Origin of the sequence: Microcoleus vaginatus HSN003, from assembly GCF_022701255.1 — a bacterium.
Lineage (GTDB): Bacteria > Cyanobacteriota > Cyanobacteriia > Cyanobacteriales > Microcoleaceae > Microcoleus > Microcoleus vaginatus_B.
The window spans coordinates 1,106,408-1,131,135 of the sequence record NZ_CP031705.1 but is presented as its reverse complement, the minus strand read 5'-3'; the positions used below and the strand labels follow the sequence as shown (position 1 = coordinate 1,131,135).

Genomic DNA, 24,728 nt, shown 5'->3' with positions numbered 1-24,728 from the left:
ACGCATGGGTGGCGAGAATCACGGAGTTTTTATAATCATACAGAGAAACCCGGTTTCTGAAAAAAAAACCGGGTTTCTACCTCTGGTTGGTAAGTATAAGGAGTTATCTTCAATCAGCCGTGCTTAATTCTTCAACTCGCAGCCGATCGCACAAAATTCGCTCGCACACTATACCACCCGTCTCCGCAGTTCTGCAAACTTCTAACTGAGCTTCCGGTAGCGCTTCAAACAAAAAACGTTCCCCCGGAAACACCGTGCGCTCAAAATACCAATTAGGAATATTTGTAATGCGAGCGATTTGCACTGTGCCAGTATTATTAAGATACCAACACAAAATGCGCGTATCACCTTCGGAAATTACCTGATTTAGTGTCAAATTCATCTTTTTAACTTGTTTGTGCAATTGTGCGAACGATCGGCGACGGCCCTACAAGTAATATAGCATATTACCAGTTAAAAAACAATTTTTTATACATTTTTTTTACATTGTTTGGGTTAATTAATTAATTTCGCCGGGGAAACATCACCGCCTTCCACGTATTCCCAAGAAGGTGCAAAAGCTGGCATTGCTAAAGTGCAAGATTTCCATCCTCCCCTAACAGGTGCGTTCAACAATTGACAGTGACCAACGGAACCTCTTGCCTGTTGGTAGTGACCGCAAAAATTACATTTGGAAGTCTGATTGCAGCCGCGCTCGCTAATTACAACGCAGGGCTGGTTTTGGGTTTGGTTGCGCTCGATAGTTAAAGTGTTCATTAAATTACTTTTTAAATGTTCAGTCTTAAGTATGACGGCTGAAGTGCCGTCGTTGCGTCTATCCCAAGGCTTAGTTCGCCTTTAAGATTTGTTTAGGGATCGATAGAAAATATATTATTTTTGAGAGGATCAAGCTAGGGAGCAATTGAATTTCCTTCCGATCGCATTGGCGGACACGGCTTTAGAGCCGATCGCGCTTGCTGAAGATATACTTCCTCAGACAGAGTTAATTATCCTCGCCTAACTTGCTGAACAAATCGGCTAAAATTGTATTAGAAAATAAAAAACCTTCGGGATCGCTCAACCTCAAATTGCCCGCAAGTGGCAGTTCCGCGCCCTCGCCTAAAGTTGCCATCGCCCCATCCTCCGTCATAATTTCCACCCATCCTTGCCGCCAGTAGGGCTGCAAACAACGCCAAATTTTATCAACCGTTGGCTGACTAAACTTTTCAGTCAGCGCCGACAGGCTAACTCCTTCTGCTAAACGCAAACCTAGCATCAGCGTTTCTAACAAAATGTCATTTTCTGAGACTTGAAAATTTTGCTCAGTTGCTGGATAAATATCCTGCTGGGTTTCCCCCCCAATTTGTGGAGTAGCTGGGGAGTTGAGGCCAGAGATCGATCGCACCCACTGATAATATTCTTGAGTTTTGCGAGGCCTAGTCAACCTCCGGCCTTCCACGTAACTCGCCGCCCCCATTCCCAAACCGTAATAAGGGCGATTTTCCCAATAAACGCGGTTGTGGCGGCACTGATAGCCCGATCGAGCGTAATTAGAAATTTCGTAATGTTCGTAGCCAGCCCCCGTCAGAATTTCCCTTGCTAAACGGTACATTCCAGCCGCCGTTTCATCTGCTGGTAGCGGCTGCGCGCCTGCTTCAAAGTAGCGCCCGAAAGCAGTTCCCTGTTCAACAATTAAGTCGTAACTCGACAGGTGAGTCGGGCTAATTTCCACCGCCGATTTCAGAGAAGCTTCCCAGTTTTCTAAAGTTTGGTGCGGCAGTCCCGAAATTAGGTCTAAACTAAAATTGACAATACCAGCCGATCGCACTATTTCCACTGCTTCAAAAATATCAGCGACAGAGTGCGATCGCCCGCAAACTTGCAGCAATTCATCTTGAAAAGCTTGCACTCCCAAACTAACTCGATTTACTCCCGCCGCTGCATATCCCCGCAACTGTTCTAAAGTAAACGTACCCGGGTCTATTTCTATAGAAATTTCCGCCTCAGCAGCAATCCCAAATTTGCCGTCGAGAGTCTCTAAAATATTGCTCAACTGACTGACAGAAAGCAGCGAAGGTGTGCCGCCGCCAAAAAAAACTGTTTTCAGAGATGCGCCTAAATTTTTAGTTTCTTCAATTTCTTGACACAGTACAGCCACGTATTGGACGATGGTGCCGGAATTCTCGCCATTTTTGCGATCACCCACCACAAAAACCGGAAAATCGCAGTAGTAACAGCGGCGGCGACAAAAAGGTATGTGCAAGTAAGCCGAACTAGGAATCCCGGAATTTGTCGCTTGCACACTTTTTTTTAATTCAACTGTTAAATAATCTTTGGTAGGAGGCATTACATTTCAAGCCGAAAGCGCAACTTCAAATCTAAAGTTTTAATTAAACAATCATGAATAATTATGTATATTATGACATTTCCTTACCAAAAAAGCGCTGCGAACGAGCGGCTCTTTTAATTTAACCTCCTACGAATTTTGATAGACCAAAATTCCCGAACAGCCCGCAGGGCAGTCTATTCGCACTTCGTGCTTGCTTTCGGCGGGGCATGGTAAATGCCGAGCGACTCCCTGGCACATCCCCTAAAGGGTACAAATGCGAAATATAAGTTTATGAAAATCTCTGAGTAAATATAGCGAGATCCGACCAAAGCATGAAAACAAGTATCAGCACTAGAAAGATATAATACGAATAAATTCATTAACCTAGAACTAATGCTAGACGCAATCATAATAATCTCATTCATAATCGCAGGCGGAGGCATCGGCTATTACGGAGTCGAACTCCTGCCGAGTGAGCTGCTGGAGCAAGTTACAAATATACAAGGCTTAAGTTCTGTACTAGGTTCCTTTGGAGCATTAATCGGCTTCGTGATGGGATTAGTGGCTCAAACAACCTATCGGCGCCTGGAAAAACAAGTCCGCGATATGCCAGTGGAGATGCTGCTGACGCGGGCGATCGGCTTAATCATCGGACTGCTAGTAGCAAACTTAATGTTGGCTCCGCTTTTCCTGCTGCCCATTCCCCGCGAGTTCGGCTTCATCAAACCTCTAGTCGCCGTCTTGGGAAGCGTAATATTTGGCTTCACAGGCGTCAGTTTGACCGACACCCACGGCCGCGCTTTCTTGCGACTGATCAACCCCAAAAGCTTTGACACGGTGTTGCTAGCCGAAGGTACTTTCAAACCCGCAACTGCCAAAGTTGTCGATACTAGCTGCATTATTGACGGCCGGATTGAAAACCTCCTAGAAACAGGTTTCCTCGAAGGTCAAATTATCGTGCCGCAATTCGTTCTCCAAGAACTGCAACTTGTAGCTGATTCCGCCAACGATCAAAAGCGAGTGCGCGGGCGCCGCGGCTTAGATGTGTTAAACCGCATCAAAGAAACATATCCAGAACGGATTCAAATTCACTCGGCAGACTACGAAGATATAGCCACAGTCGATGCGAAATTAGTCCGATTTGCTTTGGATATCGACGGCATTTTGCTCACCAACGATTACAACTTATCGAAAGTAGCTACCGTCCAAAAACTGCCGGTTTTGAATATCAACGATTTGACTCATGCGGTGCGCCCCACTTATTTGCCGGGAGATACGATCGAACTAAAAATCCGTAAAGAAGGCAAAGAACCCTCTCAGGGAATCGGTTACTTGGATGACGGCACAATGGTTGTCGTAGAAGCAGGAAGCAGCTATGTCGGCGGCGAAGCCCGAGTCGTAGTCACCAGCGCCCTGCAAACTAGCGCTGGCCGCATGATATTCGCCCGCCCTCAAGAGTCCGCTATTGTTTGAAACTGAGTAACAATGGCCAGGGCAATCAGAATCAAATATTGCGATCGCTGTTCCCAATCTGCCCCGACTCTCTACCGCGCCCGGTATGACGAGTCGGGGCAGTGGTTTTTTTTGTGTCTTAAATGTTGGGAATCGGTAAGTGCAAACAATCCTTTTTACTTCTACGGCGGCACTTGGAAAGCTAGCAAGAAAAAATAGCAATTACCAGCTTCTTCTTCTTTTCTCTTCCTTCGCGTCCTTAGCGTCTTCGCGGTTCAATCATATCAATATCAGTGATTCAGGAGTAATTAAAATCAACCAATCTCGATCGCATCTTCATACAATGTCTCTATCGCACAGCTAAAATTAACGCTAGCAAACTGAACCTCTTGTCCTTGACTGTAAGGATAAAGCACCCACAAACCCTCTGCATTCCGGCGAAAACACTCTACACTAACTCTTTCTTGATTGATTAATACATACTCTTGCAAACTTTCTGAAGTTCGGTAATCTGCAAATTTATCGCCTCTGTCAAAAGCCGCTGTTGTCGGCGATAAAACTTCCACAATTAAGCGCGGGTAGCGAATGAAATCTTCATCAGCATTTTTGTCTCGTTCATCACAACTAACCGCTACATCGGGATAGTAAAAAAAATTAGATGTCTCCTCCCGAACTTTCATATCTGCCATGTAAGGTATGCAGCCACTTCCCCGAAGATGATTTTTCAAAAGTACAGATACGTTCCCCATAATAATGACATGAGGTTTGCTTTTTCCTGCTTTTGTATAGATTTTCCCTTGCCTGTACTCATGTTTGATCAAACTGACTTTCTCGGCTGCTAAATAATCTTCAGGAGAGACGTAGGTGTCGCTTTTACTTGCAACCATATAATTTTGAGGTTGGTGAGGATTACACAATTATAGCCGTAGCTTGCGGGGCGGGACGCCATCGCCCTTTTTCAGCTTTCAGCCCTAGTTTTAACGTCGGCGCGGGGCCGGAAGCCTCGCACTATTGCCATTTTGCGGTTGCGGTTTTTCTTGTAGCTTCATCGTCAAACTAACCCGCTTTAACTTCTCATTCACCTCCAAAACCCGCACTTTCACAACTTGTCCGACTTTAACAATCTGTTTGGGATCATCTACGAAGCGATCGGCTAATTGAGAAATGTGAACCAAACCATCTTGGTGGACTCCCACATCAACAAAGGCTCCAAAGTTAGCTACATTCGTGATTATGCCTTCTAATTCCATCCCAACTTGCAAGTCGGATATTTCTGTGATTCCTGCTTGGAAAGTCGCATATTTAAACTCGGCGCGCGGGTCTCTTCCAGGTTTTTCTAGTTCGGAAATAATGTCTCGCAGTGTGGGTTCTCCCACTTTTTCTGTGACATATTTCTTGATGTTTACCGTCTTGATTTTTTCCGAAATTTGTGTTATTTGAGTCAGCGGCAAGTCTAAATCCTTGGCGATCGCCTGCACTACAGGATAACTTTCGGGATGAACTGCGGTATTGTCCAGGGGGTTTTCGCCGCCCCGAATGCGGAGAAATCCGGCTGCTTGTTCAAAAGCTTTTGGCCCGAGTTTGGGAACTTTCAAGAGTTGGCGGCGATTTTTAAATGCGCCATTTTCGTTGCGGTAATTGACGATATTTTTGGCAACTGTTGCCGTCATTCCCGATACAAATGTCAGCAGTTCTTTCGATGCTGTGTTTAAGTCAACTCCGACATAGTTGACGCAGCTTTCGACTGTTTCGTCGAGTTTCTTTTTGAGCAATTTTTGGTCAACATCGTGCTGGTATTGACCGACTCCTATTGATTTCGGGTCGATTTTCACGAGTTCGGCGAGGGGGTCTTGCAAGCGCCGCCCGATGCTGACTGCGCCACGAACGGTGATGTCGAGGTCGGGAAATTCGGCGATCGCCACTTCGCTTGCTGAATAAATCGATGCACCCGATTCATTCACCATGACTTTAATCGGTTTTCTTTCCATTTCTGCCAAAACTTCCGAAACAAATTCGTCTGTTTCCCGGGAAGCTGTACCGTTGCCGATCGCGATTAATTCAATTTTATATTTTTCAATTAAATGCTTGACAATTTTACCAGCTTGCTGTCGCTGAGCGGCCGCTTGGTGCGGGAAAATTGCTTGATATTCTAAAAATTGCCCGGTTTCATCAAGGGCGGAAACTTTGCAGCCCGTGCGAAATCCCGGATCGATCGCCAGTGTCGGTTTCATGCCCGCCGGCGCCGACAGCAGCAACTCGCGGAGGTTTGTTTCAAAAGTGGTGATCGACTCGATATCAGCGACGGCTTTGTTGTGCGATCGTACTTCAGTAATTAACGAAGTCTTCATCAGTCGGTTGAAGGCATCTTTCAAAGTCGATCGATAAAACTCTTTAACTTCCGGTATCCTAGTTCTAATTTCCTGAGCTTCCAAATAAGCCATCACTGCAGATTCATCAAAAGCCAGTTCCAAATCTAAAACCCCTTCCGTTTCCCCGCGAAACAGCGCTAACATATTGTGCGATTGAACGCTTCTCGCTGCAACTTGGTAATTGCGGTACATTTCAAATTTAGTGCTTCCTTCCGGGAAATCATCTTTAATTTTCGAGACAAAAACTCCTGTTTTCATCAACCACTCTCGCAAATAAGCCCGCAATTCAGCTTTTTCCGAAACCGCTTCTGCCAAAATATCCGCAGCACCTTTGAGAGCCTCTTCTGCTGTTTTCACTCCCTTTTCTTCCGAAATGTATTTAGCTGCTTCCGCCTCAAAATCTGCTGGTTTAGCCGTCGGTAAGTTCAGAGTTTTGATAAATTCTGCCAGCGGTTCCAAACCTTTTTCCCTAGCAATTGTCGCTCGCGTCCGCCGCTTGGGTTTGTAAGGCAGATAAAGGTCTTCGAGTTCGTTTTTTTGCAAACACGATTCGATTTTAGCTTGCAGTTCTTCAGTGAGTTTGCCTTGAGAGCTAATCGTCTCTAAAATCGACTTTTTGCGCTCTTCAATTTCCGTCAAATAGGTGAAGCGATCGGAGATGTCCCGCAACTGAATTTCATTCAGCAAATCCGTGCGTTCTTTGCGGTAGCGGGCAATAAACGGAATTGTTGCTCCCTCTGCGAAAAGTTCCAGAGCATTATTGACTTGAGACAGATTAATGGAAAGTTCTTGAGCAATCAGTTGAGGAATGTCGATCATAATGCAGAAGTTCGGATCAGTCGATTTCAGATTTTAGATTTTAGATTAACTTCACAGAAGAGAGGAAGAAAAGGGGAAAAGGGAATCATCCCATTTTTGTTAAAATCGCTTTCTAGGAGTGCGATCATCCCACACAGCAAAGCCTATATATCTCGCTTCTAGCTCTCCGGCTTGCACTCCGGTGAAAGCTCTCCTGGGGATGCTGCCATGATGTTAGCATAAATGCAGTCATTTCTCAATATTATATGTTGCCTTTTAAATATCCTGTGCCGCAAACCGATCCGCCGCGATCGCCCAGAGAAACGCTGCCGACGATGTACGATTTACCCAGCGAAGACCCGGAGGAACCTGGTTTGCGTGACGAATTTCACGATTTACAGCCGCAGTTGTTGACCCTGACGTTTCGACCTCGGAATTATCCAGCTTCTGAGATATTTAGCGGCACCGACATGAACCTTTATTATGACGTGCATCACACTCTGTGGCACAAGCGGCCGGATTGGTTGGGAGTTGTGGGAGTTCCCCGACTTTACGATCGCTCCGAACTGCGGATGAGTTATGTTACTTGGCAGGAAGGCGTGAATCCTTTTGTAATTGTAGAACTGCTTTCGCCGGGAACCGAAAAAGAAGATTTAGGCGACAATACCGATGAGGAAAAGTTGCCACCTCAGTCGGGAAACACTGCGGGTAACGGGCAAGTTTTGGAGCCGGAGACGAAGGAGCAACCGCCCAGAAAATGGGAGGTTTACGAGCAAATTTTGCGGGTTCCTATTTATGCCGTTTTCAGCCGCTATACTAACAGGTTGCGAGTGTTTGAATTGAAGGGCGGACACTATCAAGAATTAGAATTGCCCGACTCGCGAGTGTGGATTGCTGACCTAAGTTTGGGTTTGGGTTTGTGGCAAGGAGAGTTTCAGGGAATCGATCGCCTGTGGCTGCGCTGGTATGATGTTGATGGCAATTGGATTCTGACTGAAGCGGAACAGGAACGGCAGCGGGCTGAGTCAGCGGAATCTAGGGCTCAACAAGCAGAAGCTCAATTGCAATCTTTAATTCGGCGGCTGCGGGAATCTGGCATCGATCCCGATCGATTTTTAAACGGTTAGAGAGGAGTGAAGTCCTGACTAAAAACTGGTTCGCCGTCAGGACGTTAGTTTTTTTTTACTTCAACATAAGACTCAAGGCCTCACTATACACAGGCTTTAACCTTTGATCAAAACTTGATTGGTTGCGGCTTGTTGGTTTGTTGCTGGTACTCTTGGCAGTCAAGTCATCCGCGTAGGAAGATTGATGCAAATAAGCTTTACCGACAGAACCGAAAAGTTGCAGTTTGTCAGCAATGACCGATTGCATGGCATCGATAGCTTTTTCCATTATTTCCAACAAATCCGGATGTGGCTCAGAAATGTTACTTTTTAACACGTCCATATAAGCTTCGCGAACTTCCGTATTCACATTAAATTTAGATATTCCGAATTTAATACATTGATGAATCATTGAGTTCGGCAAACCGCTAGCTCCGTGCATCACTAATGGCACTGAAACAGCAGCCCGGATTTTGGCCAGACGCGAAAAATCGAGTTTTGGTTGGCTTAAATATTTGCCGTGAACGTTACCAATTGTTACGGCTAAAAAATCCACCTTAGTTTCTTTGATAAACTCTACTGCTGCTACGGGATCGGTCATCCTTGCGGCTTTCTCCTCGATTGTCAAACCTTCTTCCCTGCCACTAATTCTGCCCATTTCTGCTTCAACTGCCGCACCGTTAGCGTGGGATAATTTAGCCATTTCCCGGGTAAATATTAAGTTTTGTTCGTAGGGCAAAGGAGAACCGTCTGCCATAACTGATTTAATGCCGGCGGCTAGACCGATGTGAATGTCTTTTTCTGAGGTGCCGTGATCTAAGTGTACTGCGATCGGCACTAAAGATGTGCGGGCAGCTTTGACGCACAGCGCGACTAAAGGCGACTTTCCGTATAGGAGGGCGCTGGGGTGAAGTTGCAGTATCGCAGGACTGTCCAGCGCTTCGGCCGCATTGATGACGGCTTTTACTCCTTCGAGGTTGTAGACGTTAAAAGCGCCGATCGCATAAGCCTTTCTCCGGGCCGTGTTCAGCAATTCGCGAGTTGAGACCAGCATAATAGTACCTGCTTTAAAAACTTTTCTGAATGTTGATCATTCTATCAAAGTTCAAGGGCAAGCTCAGCGTAATTTCTGTTTATTTTAATTGCGAATCCTTCCGCTACTATTTATTCGGACTGTCGATCATTTTATCAAAGTTCAAGGGCAAGCTCAAGGTAATTTGTGTTTATTTTAATTGCGAATTCTTCCGCTACTATTTATGTTGTGAAGTGCATTTATTCTTGGGTAAGGTGCGCCTAGCGCACCAAACAAATACTAGGGTGCGCTAGGCGCACCCTACTCAGTGATTTACTATTTGTGGGCGTTACCAGCGTGCAAACCGCACTCTTTTACGGTGGCTTCTTCCCACCACCAGCGACCTTCGCGTTCGTGTTGGTTCGGCAATACCGGCTTCGTACAAGGTTCGCAACCAATGCTTACAAAACCGCGTTCGTGCAACTTGTTGTAAGGCACTCCCAAAGCGCGAATGTATTCCCAAACCTCTGCCGAAGACCAGTTTGCTAAAGGGTTAAATTTAATTAATTCATGGTCGGGAGTTGAGAATGCACTGTCAAATTCAATGACCGGAATACCGTTGCGGGTACTGGGACTTTGGTCTTTCCGCTGACCGGTAATCCAAGCATCGAGAGTATTCAGTTTGCGGCGCAGGGGCTTGACTTTCCGCACGCCGCAGCATTCTTTGTGACCGTCTTGATAAAAACTAAACAATCCCTTTTCTTCTACTAGGGCTTGTACTTCTGCCGCATCGGGAAACATTACTTCTAATTTAATGCCGTAATGTTTTCTGACTTCATCCAAAAACTGATAGGTTTCTGAGTGCAATCGTCCGGTGTCTAGGGTGAAAACGCGGAAGTTCTTGGTAATTTTTGAGGCCATATCGATCAGAACTACATCTTCAGCCCCGCTGAAAGATATGGAGATATTGTCAAAATTTTCTAGGGCAAATTTGAGAATGTCTCGCGGGGTTTTTTGACTGTATTCTGCTTCTAGGGCGGCAATGTTGAGATTTCTTTGGATGGCAACCATATTTTCGGGTTTTCGGTGTTCTTTTCCTCTAGCCCTTTATTATAGCCGATCGCAGTCTCTCCCTCACCGACTAATTTGACAATCAAGCAATGTCGTCCGGGGCACCCGGATTCATCCGTGAAGCGAGAAAAAAGCTCCGACTGCTCATCACCCGCCCCCGGATTTATCAGTGGGAGCCCTTCTTCAAATCTCAAATCTCAAATCTAAAATCTAAAATCGATTGACTGCATTTTGCAGCAGTCTTTTCGGCTGGGTTCACAATCAAGCTCAAGGATGGCGATCGCGCGCTTGTGACTGTTGGGGTTAGCCCAACACTCCTCTACTGGGTAAAATTCGACTATGCGGTCAATTGAACCTGCCCCCAATTATAAATTACAGAGAATAAAACTCTTTAAATGCCATTTTTATAATTCCTAAAATTGACTTCTCTGATTAATAAAACACTATGGCTTAGTCAGCGAAATTGTGGTTTCAATTAACTATAAAAATTTTTACTTAATATTCGTAATAGCAGCGGCTCCAACTGCTATTTAGCTCTTGCTTGTACTAATTACATAATTCAGCGATACTCATGTGTGTCATGCCCTGAACGGCATGATTTGGAATAAGACTCAAACAATAGTTTATAAATATTGTTTTCGATCGATTTACTCTTATTTTTTTCTAATAACTGTTTGCTTTAAGAGCGAACGGTTCCTGATTAATTACCACTTACCTATTAATTTATTAAGGGCGATTCCGTTAGCCAAGTAAATTTTTATCGCTTTTTATCGCTGATAACCAACCTTCAGCTATGCGATCGGCTATATTGTATTTGGAAGTACATTAATTTGCTAGCAAAGCGGTATAGTCTCACCGCCACCAGTCGCGGTAGCTTTTGAATAAACGTAGTCCGTCGTCAACAACAGCAAGGAAGTGTAGAATCATGTCCAAAATTTTAGTAGTGGACGATGTTAAGAGCGAACTAGAAATCATCTGCCGCATTCTTCAAGATGCCGGACTGGATGTGATCCGGGCCGGCGACGGCGAAGAAGCGATCGCCATGATCCGCAAAACCCTTCCGGCTTTGGTCGTTTTAGATGTAGTGATGCCACGAATGAACGGGTTTGAAGTGATCAGAGAATTGCGGGGCGATCGCGCAACTGCAAAATTGCCCGTAGTATTTTGTACTCATAAAAACACCGAGATCGATAAAGCTTGGGGAACCGATTTAGGCGCCGACGCTTACGTTAGCAAACCCTTTGAACCTCAGCAACTCGTTCACATAGTGCAGCGTCTGCTTTCTGTGTAAACAAAATATAAAGTCATCGGCAGCTTCCCAAAAAAACATTATGCCGATCAACCCCGTTTTTTTAATAAACAGGGTTTTTAAACCCCATAAAAGTTTTATGTTTAATGATAGCGACCTGTTTATTTGCCCAACCCGCAATTTATTTAACCGAAACATTTGATGCACCCAAACTGATTGTGAAAAACTCGATCGGCGATCGACTTTAGGGTCACAGCAAAATTCTAATTTGTAAGCTACACTATAAACTAAAAATAAGCCATGAAAATAACGGCTCCCCCCGCTGAGGGGAATCAGACAAGTATAACAAAGCAATTCCTCCTGTTCGGTCAAGGAGGCAGTCTGTTCGGCATAGAATTAGAGGCAGTGCGGGAAGTCCTTTCCCTCAAGGAACAACCGATTTCCCTGGTTCCCAACACCCTGCCATTTTTGCTGGGATTAACCAACTTGCGGGGCGAAATCTTAGCAGTAGCAGACTTCGGACTGTTCGTCGGTATTGAGCCAGTTGACATCTACCACCCAAACAGCCGCATCTTAGTTGTAGAAGCGCCCGATCGGCGAGACGTGAGATTGTTGTCTAAAATGCGAGTGGGATTAGCCGTCTCCCGTGTCGAAGGAGTGTTACCTCTCCATCCCGATCGCATTGTCTCAGCCCTAGATGTGAGTCCCGACCTAGCTCCATTCTTAAAAGGTCTGTACAATTCCGAAGGACGCTTGTTAATGATTGTCGATGTAGAAGCGATCGCCCATTCCGAACGCTGGTAAAAATCCACCCTACACATAAGTCTGCAATGGCTTTGCATCAATAAATTTAACTACCGATCGCCCGCATCCGATTTGCCCATCCTTAATCTTATGATCAAACTTCTCTATACTTGGATCGCAACAACTTTCACCTTGACATTGCCTGACTTGTCCCCATCGCTGGTAGCTGGGGCGGCTAATGTCATCATTTCTGGATGTTACTTTGCGATCGCCTGGCTAATCAGCTTAGGTTTGTGGCGAAACCGTCAATTCGGGTTCGACATCTTCGCCACAGTCACAGCAGGCATATTTTGGACTTGCGCTTTCGGCCACAGCGGCCACGCTGCCGAATACCTAGGACTGCCGCACTCTCCGGTGGTGCAAACTGTGTTCGATTGGATCACTGTAATTGCGGCGATCGCTTTTTTGAGTTTGTCCAACCGCTACGGCTTCTTAGTAGGTTCCACCCGCATCCTTAACGCTAAAAAAGAAACAGAACAAGCGCTGAGCGAAACTACCCAGCGATTTCACGCAATCTTCGACCAAGCTTTTCAAGCGATCGCATTATTGGAGGCAGACGGTACTCTGATCGAAGCCAATCAGACAGCGCTAAAATTAGGCGATTTCCCACCATCAGAAGTGCAGGGGCTGAAATTTTGGCTGATACCAGGCTGGGCATCATCCCCAACAAACCAGCAGCGCCTAAAAACGAACATTCAACAAGTTGCGGTCGGTAATTTTGTCCGGGAAGAATACGAAATCACCGGAGCTAACAATCAGGTAACAGTAATTGACTTGTCGTTTAAGCCGCTGTTAAATGCAACAGGAGAAGTATTTCAAATCCTCGCAGAAGGCCGGGAGATTACCAAGCGCAAACAGGCCGAAGCCGCCTTGCAGCAGCTAAGCGCAGAACTAGAGCAGCGAGTGAATGAAAGAACCGAGCAGCTCCTGCAAACTAACACACAATTGGAACAGGAAATTCTCGATCGCACCGCAGTCCAAGAGCAATTAAAAGCTTCAGAACAATTCTTAAACAACATCCTCAACAGCATCCCCGACCCGATTTACGTCAAAGACCAACAGCACCGCTGGATAACATTAAACGATGCCTTTTGTCAATACATAGGTCACAGCAGAGAAGAACTACTTGGCAAATGCTACGACCAGTTTTTGCCCCCAGACGAAGCAGAGAGATATCGAGAAAAAGACGAATTAGTTTTCGTGACAAATACCAGCACCGAAGTCCAAAAAACCATCAAAGATCCAGCAGGAAACACCCGCTTTGTCTCCGCCAAAAAATCTACTTTTGTAGATAGCGACGGCAGGAAATTTCTCGTTTCCGCGATTAGAGATATCACCACGCGCGTGCAAATGGAAGAACAACTGCGCCAGACACTCGCAGAAGTAGAAAGCTCCCAAAACTTGCTGCGGACAGTCATTGACGCTACCCCAGACTGCATCTTCGTCAAAGATAGAAACTCGCGCTATACCCTAGTAAATGCAGGTTTTGCCACCGCCTTCGGCAAAACTCAAGCAGAAATTATCGGCAAAGACGACGCAGAAATAGGCATATCGGTCGATCAAATCTTTGGCAGTTTCCAAGCCGAAACCGATTCCCAGAACCAAATCCAAAACTTCCGGGCCGGCAACCACCTCGCGCCCGGTTCCAACTACTTAGCCACCTTAGCCGACGGCAAAGTACATAGCTTCGACACCCAGAAATTGCCCCTCCAAGATACAGAAGGCAACATTTTAGGAATGCTGTGCTTCGCACGCGACATCACACAGCGCCGCAAATCTGAACAAGAACTATTGCGGTTCAAAGCAATTTTAGAAACCACAACAGACTGGGTAGGCATCGCCGACACCCAACAGCGCACCATTTATCTCAACCGCGCAGCCAGAGAAATGTTGAGAGTTGGCGCAAACGCAGATTTAGCCGGATTCAGCATTTCCGACCTGACATCGCCCAAAAGTATCGACACTCTTATCAACGTCGGCATCCCCGCAGCTTGCCGGGAGGGGGCGTGGAGCGGCGAGGCAATGTGGCGAACTTTAGACGGCCAAGAAATACCAGTTTCTCAAGTAATTATTGCTCACAAATCCGAGAATGGAGAAATTGAATTTCTGTCAACTATCGCCCGCAACATTACAGAAAGCAAGCGCACAGAAGAAGCCTTGCAGCAGAACTTGCAAATGCTTGACCTGGCAAGCGACGCCTTGATCGTTCGCGATATGGACGGCACGATTAATTATTGGAATCAGGGAGCCGAACGGATGTACGGCTGGACAAAAAAAGAAGCCTTGGGGAAACTCACCCATATTCTATTGCACAGCACTTTTTCCCAGCCTTTAGCAGCTATATGGGCACAGTTAGAAGAGCAGGATTATTGGGAAGGAGAAATAATTCACACTACCAATTATGACACTAAAATCACCGTATTCAGCCGCTGGAATTTGCAGCGAGACGAACAGGGAAAACCCAAAGCAATTTTAGAAACTAACAACGATATCACGGAGCGCAAGCAAGCCGAAATCGAAAAGCAAAGATTGATTTCGATCGTAGAAAGCAGCTCGGATTTTATCGGCACGGCAACCCTGGAGGGACAGGGAACATACCTGAATGCCGCTGGACTTAAACAAGTAGGATTGCAAAATATTGAAGAAGTCAAAAGCAAAAGTATGTATGACTTCTTCTCAGTAGAAGATGCTAAGATTTTCAAAGAAGAAATCGTGCCGGCTACTGTGCGAGACGGTTTTTGGCAGGGTGAATTCCGCTTGAGGAACTTTCAAACCGGCGAAGACTTTCCGGTTGACTTCACCCTATTTACAGTCAAACACCCAGAAACCGGCGAGCCTATCGGGTTCGCAACAGTTACTCGCGACATCAGCGATCGCAAACGCGCACAAGAGATGCTGCGCGATCGCGAAAGACTGTTCCGAGCCATTTTTGACCAATCGTTCCAATTCATAGGTCTGCTCAAACCGGACGGCACCGTTTTGGAAGCCAACCAAACAGCCCTGGCCGCCGCAGGCCTGCAGAGCGAAGAAATAATAGGCGCTCAGTTTTCCGAAACCCTGTGGTGGCAGATTTCTCCAGAAACCAAGCAACAGATACGAGAAGCGATCGTCTCTGCCGCCGCCGGCGAGGTAGTCCGCTACGAAGTGGATGTGCTAGTTGCAGGCGGTGCAGTAGCAACCGTTGACTTCTCCATCAAACCCATCAAAGACGAGAACGGCAAAGTCTTGATGCTAATTCCAGAAGGTCGCGACATCAGCGATCGCAAAGCCCTAGAACGAGAATTAGTTTTGCGTCAAAGTCGCTTTGACGCATTTTTCACAGCCGCCCCCACCTCAATGTGTATTTTTGACGAGCAGTTGCGCTTCGTGCAAGTCAACGAGAAATTAGCGGCAACCACCGGCGTCTCAGTTGCCGAACACTTAGGTAAGACGGTGGGGGAAGTTATACCCGAAATGAGCGATACCCAAGTGCCGATGTTGCAGCAGATTCTCGCCACCAACCAACCGTTGTTAAACGTTGAGATATCGGGATCATTCTTGAACGAACCGGGCGTCCTGCAATATTGGCTGGCGTCACACTTTCCTTTGCCCGGATCTGACGGCAAACCCATCGGTATCGGGTCTGTGGCGATCGATATTACCGATCGCAAAAAAGCAGAACTAGAGCGCGATCGATTTTTTACCCTTTCCCTAGACTTGGTTTGTATTATAGATTTTGAAGGCAAATTCAAGCGGCTCAATCCCGCTTGGGAAAACACGCTCGGCTACCCGCCGATTGAACTCGAAGGCCAAAAATATATCGATTTAGTCCATCCAGACGATCACGAATCAACCATAGAACAAGCGGAAAAAGTAGCCAGCGGCGCCGAATTAAAGTCTTATGAAAATCGCTACCGCTGCAAAGACGGTTCCTACAGGTGGCTGTCGTGGAAAGTGCGACCTGTAACCGAACTAAAGCTCATGTATGCAGTCGCTCGCGACGTTACCGAGAGCAAACAGGCGATGGTGCAACTGGAAAAAACAACAGCCCAATTAGCCAGTTCCGAAGACCAATTTCGGCAGCAAAGCAATCTCTTGGAACTGCTAATAAATAGCATTGGCGACGGCATAATTGCTGCCGACGAAAATAACAATTTTCTTTTGTTCAACCCCGCCGCCCAAGACATCTTTGGCATGGGTGCGACAGATTATCTTCCCAACGAATGGTCGGCAAAATACGGTTTATTCTTGCCCGATACGGTAACTCCCTATCCCCCAGCCGAAATACCTTTAGCGCGCACGGTTCAAGGAGAAGCCTTTGACGACGTAGACCTTTTCACCCGCCACGCAGGCAAACCAGAGGGCCTGTGGGTGAAAGTTAACGGCCGGCCGCTCAAAGACGAAAGGGGGGCGCTTAAAGGCGGCGTAGTCGTTTGCCGCAACGTCACCGAACAAAGAGCATCGCAGGAGCGAATGCAGCAGTTGGCCGAGACACAGGAACGCTTGCTGCAAGAACTCAAAACGCGGCAAAATGCCCTAGACGAAGCTGCGATCGTCAGCGAAACTGATGTCCAAGGCATGATTACCTACGTCAACGACAGATTCATTGACATCTCCGGTTACAGCATAGGAGAACTCCTGCACCGCAACCACCGCCTCGTCAATTCCGGCTACCATCCCAAATCATTTTTTGAAGAAATGTGGGTGACACTTTCTCGCGGTTTGGTGTGGAAAGGGGAAGTCAAAAACCGACGCAAAGATGGCTCGTTTTACTGGGTAGATTCGACGATCTCCCCCATTTTTGATACCACCGGCACAATAGTCAAATATATCGCCATTCGCTTTGACATCACCGAGCGCAAAGAGGCAGAAGAACGACTACAAAAATTGGCAGCAGAACGTAAAGCGGAAGCTGATTCTCTGACGCAGCAAGTCCTTAAATTGTTGGGAGAAATTAAAGGCGCGGCTCAGGGCGACTTGACAGTGAGGGCGGAAGTGACTAACGACGTTTTAGGTGCTGTCGCCGACTCTTTCAACTTCTTAATCGGTTCTCTGCGGAAGGTGGTAACGGGAATTCAAACTTTAGCTGAACAGGTAACATCTGCCACGGGCGAGTCAATTAACAATACCAGTCAACTCACCCAACAGGCGGAGATTCAAGCAGCAAAAATATCTGCTATCATGCGCGAAATCGAGCGGATTGTGAATTCGATCCGCGACGTGCGAGATGTTTCGGTACGCGCCGAAACAGTGGCCCAGCAGTCTTCTCACACGGCTGAAGTCGGCGGTATGGCTGTCGATCGAGCTGTCGAAGGCATTAACGGGCTGCGGTTGACGATCGCCTCTACCTCGAAAATGATGAAGCGTTTGGGCGAATCTTCGCAGCAAATTGGCAAAATTGTGACTTCGATTTCTCAACTTGCTTCGCAAACTAATTTATTAGCTCTGAATGCTACTATTGAGGCGGCGCGAGCCGGCGAACAAGGTTTAGGCTTTGCAGTTGTGGCCGAAGAAGTGCGGAAATTAGCAGAAAGATCCGCCGGCGCTACTGAGGAAATCTCGGAAATTGTCGGTACAATTCAAGAAGAAATCAGCCGGGTGATGAAGGCAATGGAATCCGGGACGCTGGAGGTAGTGGAAGGCACTAAGCTAGCAAGCGAAGCTAAAACTCACCTCAATGCCATCATCGAAGTTAGTCGAGAAATGAATGCTTTGGTGCAGAATATTACTAGCGCATCTGCCAAGCAAACTGTTTCGGCTGAGGCAATTGCTAACAGTATGCAGCAAGTCAACGAGATTGCGAATACGACCGCACAAAAAGGTGCGGATGTCAAAGCATCTTTGGACGAGTTGTCTGGTTCTCTGGGCCAGTTGCAAAAGTCGGTGGCGAATTTCCGCAGTTAGTTCAGGTGACTGTTGACAGTTGACAGTTGACTGTTGAGTGTTAACTGTTGACAGTTGACAGTTGACAGTTGACTGTTGACTGTTATAGGAATCACTAATAACTATCGTTGTTGTCGGGGCGGGTTGACGAATATCCTGAATGCGAATTTATAGATAATCGTGAATCCACCCTGACAACAATTACAGTTAAATAACGGGACATATATATAAAAAAACTGCCAACAGTTAACAGTCAACTGTCAACAGACAACTGTCAACAGACAACAAACTAATATGAATGATGACGATTTAAACGAATTAATAGATGCTTTTACCGCAGAATGCGAAGAGTTTCTCCAGTTAATGGAGACGAACCTCCTGGCGATGGAAACTGCGGGTTTGAAAGAGCGACAAGCGGCAGTTAAAGAAATGTTTCGGGCCGCTCACTCGATTAAAGGTGCGGGTTCGATGTTGGGCTTTCAAAACGTGTCTGTGGCGGCTCACACGCTGGAGGACTGTTTTGTCATTTTGCGCGATCGCACAGACTTGTCGGCTCTGGAACCGACTACTGTGAGTGTTTTGCTGCAGGGGGTGGATGCTCTCAAAAAGATTACGATCGAATCAGTTCAACACTCCGATGTCACAACTCCGGATCAAACGGCCAACTTGGAGGAAATCGCCCAAATTTTCGCTCAGTTGCAGGCTAAGTACGGCAAGTCAGAACCGTCGCCCGTCCCCGTAGCCAGCCAATCGCCCGCCCCGGAGACCCTGAAACTGATTTTTGAACATGAAGTGCCGCCACTCTTCAATCGCTTAGAAACCGAACTTTCCCAAGCTTCCGAGGCAGATTTGGCAAAAAGCATCACCGCCCTCAACCAGGTTTACTACCAACTTTCCGGTTTGGCTGGAATGCTGCTATTGCCGGATTTTGGGAAAGTCGCCGCAGCCCTCAGCACTTTGATCGACTCTCCCGACTTGACTCTACAACGGTTGCAATCCGAGGGTTGGGCGATCGCCCAAAACTTGCAAACCGCACGCCAACAAATATTGGAAGGAAGGCCGATCGACATCCCCGAAATCTCCCCCTCCCCGACTCCCCCGACTCCCCCCGACTCCCCGACTCCCCGACTTCCCCCGACTCCCCCCGACTCCCCGACTCCCCGACTTCCCCGGAAATCTCCTCCTCTTCCTCCTCGACTCTCCTCCCCTCTCCCTCTCCCTCCCCGACTCTCCCCGAAATCTCCCCCTCTCCCCCAGTCTCCAATCCGCAAAGGCCGACAATCCGGGTAGACTTAGAACGCTTAACTGAATTGGTGAATCTAGTCGGCGAATTAGTCATCAACCGTACAAATTTAGAACTTCAAGAATCCGAACTGCGCGGCGAAGTCAAGCGCATCCGTCGCAGTATCGTAGATTTGAACCAATTCGGCGGTCAGTTGCGAGAAGAATACGACAGACTGAGTTTTGCAGAGTGGAGAGGGGTAAACGGCCACTCTGGATTGGGAAAACTTGCAGCAGCAGAAACAGAATTCCCAATGATTGCTAACGGCAAATCCTCTCCTGTCCATGCTCATTTCGATATCTTAGAGATGGATCGTTATACAGAGTTCCACTCGACAGCCACAGAAGTCATCGAAACGGCCCAAGCAATTTCTCAATCCGCCACCAAATTAGACACCTTAGCGATCAAATTCGAGCGCAGTACCGACCAACTGCGCCGCATTACCGAACAACTACGCAGTCGCGTCATGCAGTTGCGAGTCGTGAGTTTCAGTCGCGCCGTCGATCACTTGCCCAGAGCGCTCCGGGAGATGTGCCTCACATACGATAAAGATGTCAACCTGCTGCTAGTGGGAAGAGATACCAAAATTGACGAAAGTTTGCTCGACGCTTTGCGCGACCCCTTAATACACTTAGTGAGAAACGCTTTCGACCACGGCATCGAAATGCCCGAAGTTCGGAAAGCAAGCGGCAAGCCGGCCAGCGGTCAAATTGAAATAGAAGCCCGCCACCAAGGCGGCCAAACTATTATTACTGTCGCCGATGACGGCAAAGGCATTGACCCGGAAATGATTCGCCGTAAAATTGTCACAAAGGGTTTGGCTACGGAGGAACAAGCTCAAGAATTTTCCATTGCCGAACTCTACGATTTTCTGTTTTGGCCGGGTTTCAGCACTACAGAAGGCGTCAGCGACCTTTCGGGGCGGGGAGTCGGGCTCGACGTGGTGCGAACAAATTTGCGGACTGTGCGGGGGAGTGTGAAGGTAGACTCTCGCCTCGGAAAAGGTACGAGTTTTATCATTAAACTGCCACTGCTGCTGTCGATTACTGATGCGTTGATGGTGAAGACAGATCACAATAAAATAGCAGTGCCACTGGATGCAGTCGAGGAAATTCTGCACATTAAAGCCTCGGAAGTTCACATTGCCGGCAATCAGCCGATGCTGTGGTGGCGGGAGGAATTTATTCGTTTGGTGAGGATGCAAGATTTGCTCGAATACAGCGTCGTCGGGCCGGATGCCCCCTCTCCTGATCCTTTGACCCAAGACGAAATTCCTGTCCTGGTTTTGGCTTCTACCGAAGGAATGCTGGCGGTGGCCGTCGAACGGCTGATCGGTCAGCAGGAAATTGTGGTTAAACCTTTGCCACCGCCTCTATCCAAGCCTCGCGGCGTTTTGGGGACTACTATTTTGGGGGACGGGCGCGTGGTGAATATTCTGGATGTGGACGATTTGGTGGGTCAACCTGGGGTAAATAGTTCGATCGGCGCTGTCTCCGGTAAAGTGCAGGAGGTACCGCCGAGTTCGAGTCAGTCACCGCAGATTTTGGTAGTGGATGATTCCTATACAATTCGCCAGTTGCTGTCTCTGACGCTGACTCGTGCTCGCTACCGGGTGATACAGGCTAAAGACGGTGTGGATGCCCTGGAAAAGTTGCAAAATGGTCTTGATTGCAGTTTGGCGATCGTGGATATTGAAATGCCCCGGATGGATGGATTTGAATTGTTGCGATCGATCAGATCGACGGAGCGGTTTGCTAAGATTCCCGTAGCCATGCTGACATCCCGTAGCGGAGAAAAACATCGGCAAATGGCAATGGAATTAGGCGCAAATCAATACTTCACCAAACCTTACAGTGAAGCCCAACTTTTACAAGCCATTCCCAAACTCCTCCACCACTCAATAATTTAATCCCAAATCTCAAATCTCCACTCAAATAATCCCTACTCTCAAACAAAACTTAGGCAAAAAGTAATTGAGTACGCGAATTATAGGGGGAAGCTACCCAGCCGACGCACCTACTAAAATCAAATAATCTTCAATCTTCAATCTTCAATCAAATAATTCATTAATCTCAAATCAAATAATCTTCAATATTCAATCAAATAATCTTCAATATTCAATCAAATAATCTAAAATCTAAAATCTAAAATCTAAAATCTAAAATCGAATGACTCACGCTAATTACAATCGCCGATTCCGCAGCAACAAACAAGCCACTGTTAGAATTGCCCCTAAAAAATTTGTTTCCTTTGAACTAGGAAATATTTACTATGCTGTTCCTATTGAACGAGTGGAGCGCATTGTTAAAAACTTTAATGCCTACGGTACTTTACCTAGCGGCAATAGTTTATTGCGGCACCAAGAAGAACTGATTACCATAATTAATTTATCCAAAATATTTCCCAGCAGTCCGAACATTAGTGAGTGCAAATACCTGATTATTTGTATCTTAAATAAAAGCGATCGGTTGGGGATTCCCCTTCCTGATATGCCAAAAATTTTGGAAATTACCGAAGAAAGTTTCTGCGAGATTCCCGAATTGTACCGTCAACAGCAACTGCCTCCGGTAATAGAAAAGTTAATTCGCGCACCTGATGGTTCCGAAGTTTTTTATCTGAATTTTGATCTATTTAGTGAAATGTAGGGTGTTCACTTTTCGAGGTATTATACCATTTATATGGTATTTTTGCAAACAAAAACTTATTGATTTATGAAAAAACTCACAATCATGTCGATCGCCCTAGTAATTTTGGCAGGAACTCTCGAACTGCCGAAGGTGGGGCTGCAACTAAGTGCGATCGGGCAAATAGAAACACCCCAACCCATCCAAACACCCCAACCCCTCCAAACACCCCAACCCCTCCAAACGCCCCAACCAATCCCAACCCCCCAACCAATCCCAACACCCGAACCACAAACGCCCCAACCACAAACACCCCAACCCATCCAAACACCCCAACAAATCCAAACACCCCCAATACAAACACCCCAACCAAAAGCAGAAGACCCCAAAAACCTCGGCTACGTCTCCCCAGAATTTGCCGAAAATTTCTCCCAGCAACAAATCGACCTAATCAACACCAACGTCGAAACGCTGCTGCTAACTCAAAGCTGCTCCCGCTGCGACCTCCGAGCCGTAAACTTAGTTAACATTAACTTAAAAAATCCCATCCTTACAGGAGCAGATTTATCAGATGCCAACCTCAGCGGTAGTCGCTTCGAGATATCAGATTTTGTCAACACGAATCTAGCTCGCACAAACTTAAGCGGAGCCGAATTAGTAGGAGCGAGAATCAGCAACGCTAACCTCAGAAAAGCTAACTTGACAAAGACCAATCTCGACGGTGCAGACCTGCGATTTTCCGACTTGAGAGATGCCAATCTTTCCGATGCCAACCTCCGCAATGCTAATATAGATGGCGCTAGTATCGATCGAGCAAGTATGGCCGGCACCACAATGCCCGACGGCCGAAAAAATCAATAATATAGCAGAAGGAAGGAAGAAGGAAGAAGGAAAATGCCTCGTTTCCTGGGGAATTGAGATCGCTTATTGTCAAACTTTTGTCCGCCTACGGGGACTGAATACAAGTTTTTTGATTCCTTGTTCCCAGGCTCGGCCTGGGAATAAATATCTAGAGGCTCTGCCTCGTTTCCTCGTTTCCCTCTTCCCTCTTCCCTCTTCCTTCTTCCCTCTTCCCTCTTCCTTCTTCCCTCTTCCTTCTGAATCAAACAGCCAAAAACCTCTGAATCACCTCATCACTTAATTCGCTAGTGCTTCCCGAAGCCACAATCCCGCCTTTTTGCATAGCATAATACCAGTCAGCTTGCCGCACAAAATGCAAATGTTGCTCCACCAACAAAACAGAAATTCCCCTAGTCGCAACCACACGGCGCACCGCAGCTTCAATATCTAAAATAATCGACGGCTGAATCCCCTCCGTAGGTTCATCCAAAACCAGCAACTGCGGCTCACCCATCAAAGCCCTAGCAATAGCTAACTGCTGCTGCTGTCCCCCGCTCAAATCACCTCCCAGGCGATCGAGCATAGTTTTCAAAACCGGAAATAACTCAAAAATTTCATCAGGAACTTCAGGATTTTTGATTTTGGTTGGTTTCGCTTCCAAACCTAACAATAGATTTTCTTTTACCGTCAAACGTGGAATAATTTCACGTCCTTGAGGCACATAACCAATTCCTAATCTAGCCCGCTGGTGAGTCAACTTAGAAGCAATAGATTCTCCGCCAAAAGCAATAGTCCCACTGCGCGGTTGCAACAACCCCATAATGGTTTTTAGCATAGTAGTTTTGCCCACACCATTGCGGCCGATTAAGCAAACCATTTGCCCCGCCCTGACGCTTAAATCCACATCGCGCAAAATGTGACTTTCGCCGTAATAAACATTCAAATTAGAAACTTGCAGCATATTCTTTAGATTGATAATGGATAATTGGTAATTGGCAATCAGTAATCGGTAATTGGTAATCGGAAACAGTTAACTGACCAATGACTAATGACTAATGACTAATGACTTCTTAGTCTTCCGGTTTTCCCAAATATACCTCAATTACCCGATCGTCATTTTGCACCTCATCCATAGTCCCCTCACACAAAACCGCACCCTGATGCAACACCGTAACCTGCCGCGCAATTTGCCGCACAAACTCCATATCGTGTTCAATTACCAACACCGAATGACTTTCCGCCAACGAAATCAGCAACTCTCCAGTTAACACCGTTTCCTCATCCGTCAAACCCGCCACAGGTTCATCTACCAACAACAAATCAGGAGATTGAGCCACCAACATTCCAATTTCCAACCATTGCTTTTCCCCGTGAGAAAGCAAACCAGCCGAAATATCAGCCTTAGCAACTAAACCAATTGTTTCTAACAAACCGGAAACCGTGCGTTTTTCCGCAGCAGAAGCAGGCTTAAACAAAGTAGAAAAAACATTTTTATGGCGGCTGCAAGACAATTCCAAATTTTCGCGTGGCGTTAAATTCAAGTAAACTCGCGGCGTCTGAAACTTGCGGCCAATTCCCAAGCGCGAAATCCTATCTTCCGACAACTTGCGTAAATTCTGTCCCTTAAATAACACCCTGCCCTCTGTCGGCTGCACCTTCCCGGTAATCGAATCGAGAAAAGTGGTTTTCCCGGCACCGTTGGGGCCAATGATAACTCGCAGTTCGCCCGCATCCATGCTGAAATTTAAACCGTTAATGGCTTTAAAACCATCAAAACTAACAGTCAAGTTTTCTATTTCTAATACTTTGCCATTCATAGCTGATTTTTCCAGGTAGGGTGCGTCAGTTAACAGTCTCTGGGTAAGCCGGAAAATCTGCTGGCTGACGCACCTGACAGCGCTGATTTTCTCTGAGAAGGTGCGTCAGTTAACAGTCTCTGGGTAAGCCGGAA

19 protein-coding genes are annotated in these 24,728 nt (G+C 46.7%); 10 read left to right on the top strand and 9 right to left on the bottom strand.

The features are described 5' to 3' along the window. Positions 1–109: 109 nt before the first annotated feature. From D0A37_RS04710 to hemW, 3 genes are all read right to left on the bottom strand, one after another. The gene (locus tag D0A37_RS04710; RefSeq protein ID WP_242721726.1) at positions 110–382 is read right to left on the bottom strand and encodes a DUF1830 domain-containing protein; all 273 of its coding nucleotides are present in this window, start codon (positions 380–382) and stop codon (positions 110–112) included. 113 nt (positions 383–495) lie between these two features. Continuing rightward, positions 496–756 (bottom strand): hypothetical protein, encoded by a 261-nt coding sequence (locus tag D0A37_RS04705; RefSeq protein ID WP_242721722.1) that lies wholly within the window; start codon positions 754–756, stop codon positions 496–498. Positions 757–982: 226 nt separating this feature from the next. Next, entirely contained in the window at positions 983–2,326 is a 1,344-nt protein-coding gene (gene hemW / locus D0A37_RS04700) for a radical SAM family heme chaperone HemW (RefSeq protein WP_242721719.1), read from the bottom strand. A 375-nt stretch (positions 2,327–2,701) separates the two neighbouring features. Here hemW and D0A37_RS04695 point away from each other — a divergent pair, with 375 nt between their 5' ends. Both D0A37_RS04695 and D0A37_RS04690 read left to right on the top strand, forming a co-directional pair. Then, a complete protein-coding gene (locus tag D0A37_RS04695) occupies positions 2,702–3,781 on the top strand; it encodes a PIN/TRAM domain-containing protein (RefSeq protein ID WP_242721717.1) in 1,080 nt (359 codons plus the stop codon). Between the two features lie 12 nt (positions 3,782–3,793). Beyond that, a complete protein-coding gene (locus D0A37_RS04690) occupies positions 3,794–3,979 on the top strand; it encodes a DUF8622 domain-containing protein (protein WP_242721714.1) in 186 nt (61 codons plus the stop codon). Positions 3,980–4,074: 95 nt separating this feature from the next. On the opposite strand, the gene D0A37_RS04685 is transcribed toward D0A37_RS04690, so the two are convergent. Together D0A37_RS04685 and D0A37_RS04680 are read right to left on the bottom strand one after the other, a co-directional pair. Continuing rightward, on the bottom strand, positions 4,075–4,647 hold the full coding sequence (locus D0A37_RS04685; RefSeq protein ID WP_242721711.1) for a Uma2 family endonuclease: 573 nt from the start codon (positions 4,645–4,647) through the stop codon (positions 4,075–4,077). A gap of 90 nt (positions 4,648–4,737) precedes the next feature. Further along, complete coding sequence (locus D0A37_RS04680) at positions 4,738–6,948, bottom strand: Tex family protein (RefSeq protein WP_242721709.1); 2,211 nt, start codon at positions 6,946–6,948, stop codon at positions 4,738–4,740. Positions 6,949–7,193: 245 nt separating this feature from the next. Here D0A37_RS04680 and D0A37_RS04675 point away from each other — a divergent pair, with 245 nt between their 5' ends. Continuing rightward, positions 7,194–8,054 (top strand): Uma2 family endonuclease, encoded by an 861-nt coding sequence (locus D0A37_RS04675; RefSeq protein WP_242721707.1) that lies wholly within the window; start codon positions 7,194–7,196, stop codon positions 8,052–8,054. Positions 8,055–8,109: 55 nt separating this feature from the next. Here D0A37_RS04675 and D0A37_RS04670 read toward each other — a convergent pair whose 3' ends face one another. Further along, complete coding sequence (locus tag D0A37_RS04670) at positions 8,110–9,087, bottom strand: class II fructose-bisphosphate aldolase (protein ID WP_242721705.1); 978 nt, start codon at positions 9,085–9,087, stop codon at positions 8,110–8,112. A 294-nt stretch (positions 9,088–9,381) separates the two neighbouring features. Continuing rightward, complete coding sequence (locus D0A37_RS04665) at positions 9,382–10,116, bottom strand: phosphoadenylyl-sulfate reductase (protein WP_242721703.1); 735 nt, start codon at positions 10,114–10,116, stop codon at positions 9,382–9,384. A gap of 925 nt (positions 10,117–11,041) precedes the next feature. Between D0A37_RS04665 and D0A37_RS04660 the strand changes: the two genes are divergently transcribed. The 7 genes from D0A37_RS04660 to D0A37_RS04630 all read left to right on the top strand — a co-directional run bounded on the left by D0A37_RS04660 (position 11,042) and on the right by D0A37_RS04630 (position 22,798). Further along, entirely contained in the window at positions 11,042–11,407 is a 366-nt protein-coding gene (locus D0A37_RS04660) for a response regulator transcription factor (protein ID WP_242721701.1), read from the top strand. Between the two features lie 258 nt (positions 11,408–11,665). Beyond that, positions 11,666–12,169: a chemotaxis protein CheW gene (locus D0A37_RS04655; protein ID WP_242721699.1), complete on the top strand. Its 504-nt coding sequence runs from the start codon at positions 11,666–11,668 to the stop codon at positions 12,167–12,169. A 90-nt stretch (positions 12,170–12,259) separates the two neighbouring features. Continuing rightward, positions 12,260–18,052: a methyl-accepting chemotaxis protein gene (locus tag D0A37_RS04650; RefSeq protein WP_242721697.1), complete on the top strand. Its 5,793-nt coding sequence runs from the start codon at positions 12,260–12,262 to the stop codon at positions 18,050–18,052. Between the two features lie 273 nt (positions 18,053–18,325). Beyond that, on the top strand, positions 18,326–19,321 hold the full coding sequence (locus D0A37_RS04645) for an Hpt domain-containing protein (RefSeq protein WP_242721694.1): 996 nt from the start codon (positions 18,326–18,328) through the stop codon (positions 19,319–19,321). 23 nt (positions 19,322–19,344) lie between these two features. Continuing rightward, the gene (locus D0A37_RS04640; protein WP_242725357.1) at positions 19,345–21,222 is read left to right on the top strand and encodes a hybrid sensor histidine kinase/response regulator; all 1,878 of its coding nucleotides are present in this window, start codon (positions 19,345–19,347) and stop codon (positions 21,220–21,222) included. 259 nt (positions 21,223–21,481) lie between these two features. Beyond that, positions 21,482–21,958: a chemotaxis protein CheW gene (locus D0A37_RS04635; protein ID WP_242721691.1), complete on the top strand. Its 477-nt coding sequence runs from the start codon at positions 21,482–21,484 to the stop codon at positions 21,956–21,958. Positions 21,959–22,024: 66 nt separating this feature from the next. After that, positions 22,025–22,798, top strand: a complete 774-nt coding sequence (locus D0A37_RS04630; protein WP_242721688.1) for a pentapeptide repeat-containing protein — start codon at positions 22,025–22,027, stop codon at positions 22,796–22,798. A 241-nt stretch (positions 22,799–23,039) separates the two neighbouring features. On the opposite strand, the gene urtE is transcribed toward D0A37_RS04630, so the two are convergent. Together urtE and urtD are read right to left on the bottom strand one after the other, a co-directional pair. Next, positions 23,040–23,738 (bottom strand): urea ABC transporter ATP-binding subunit UrtE, encoded by a 699-nt coding sequence (gene urtE / locus D0A37_RS04625; RefSeq protein ID WP_242721685.1) that lies wholly within the window; start codon positions 23,736–23,738, stop codon positions 23,040–23,042. Positions 23,739–23,847: 109 nt separating this feature from the next. Further along, positions 23,848–24,594: an urea ABC transporter ATP-binding protein UrtD gene (gene urtD / locus D0A37_RS04620; protein WP_242721682.1), complete on the bottom strand. Its 747-nt coding sequence runs from the start codon at positions 24,592–24,594 to the stop codon at positions 23,848–23,850. Between the last annotated feature and the right edge of the window lie 134 nt (positions 24,595–24,728).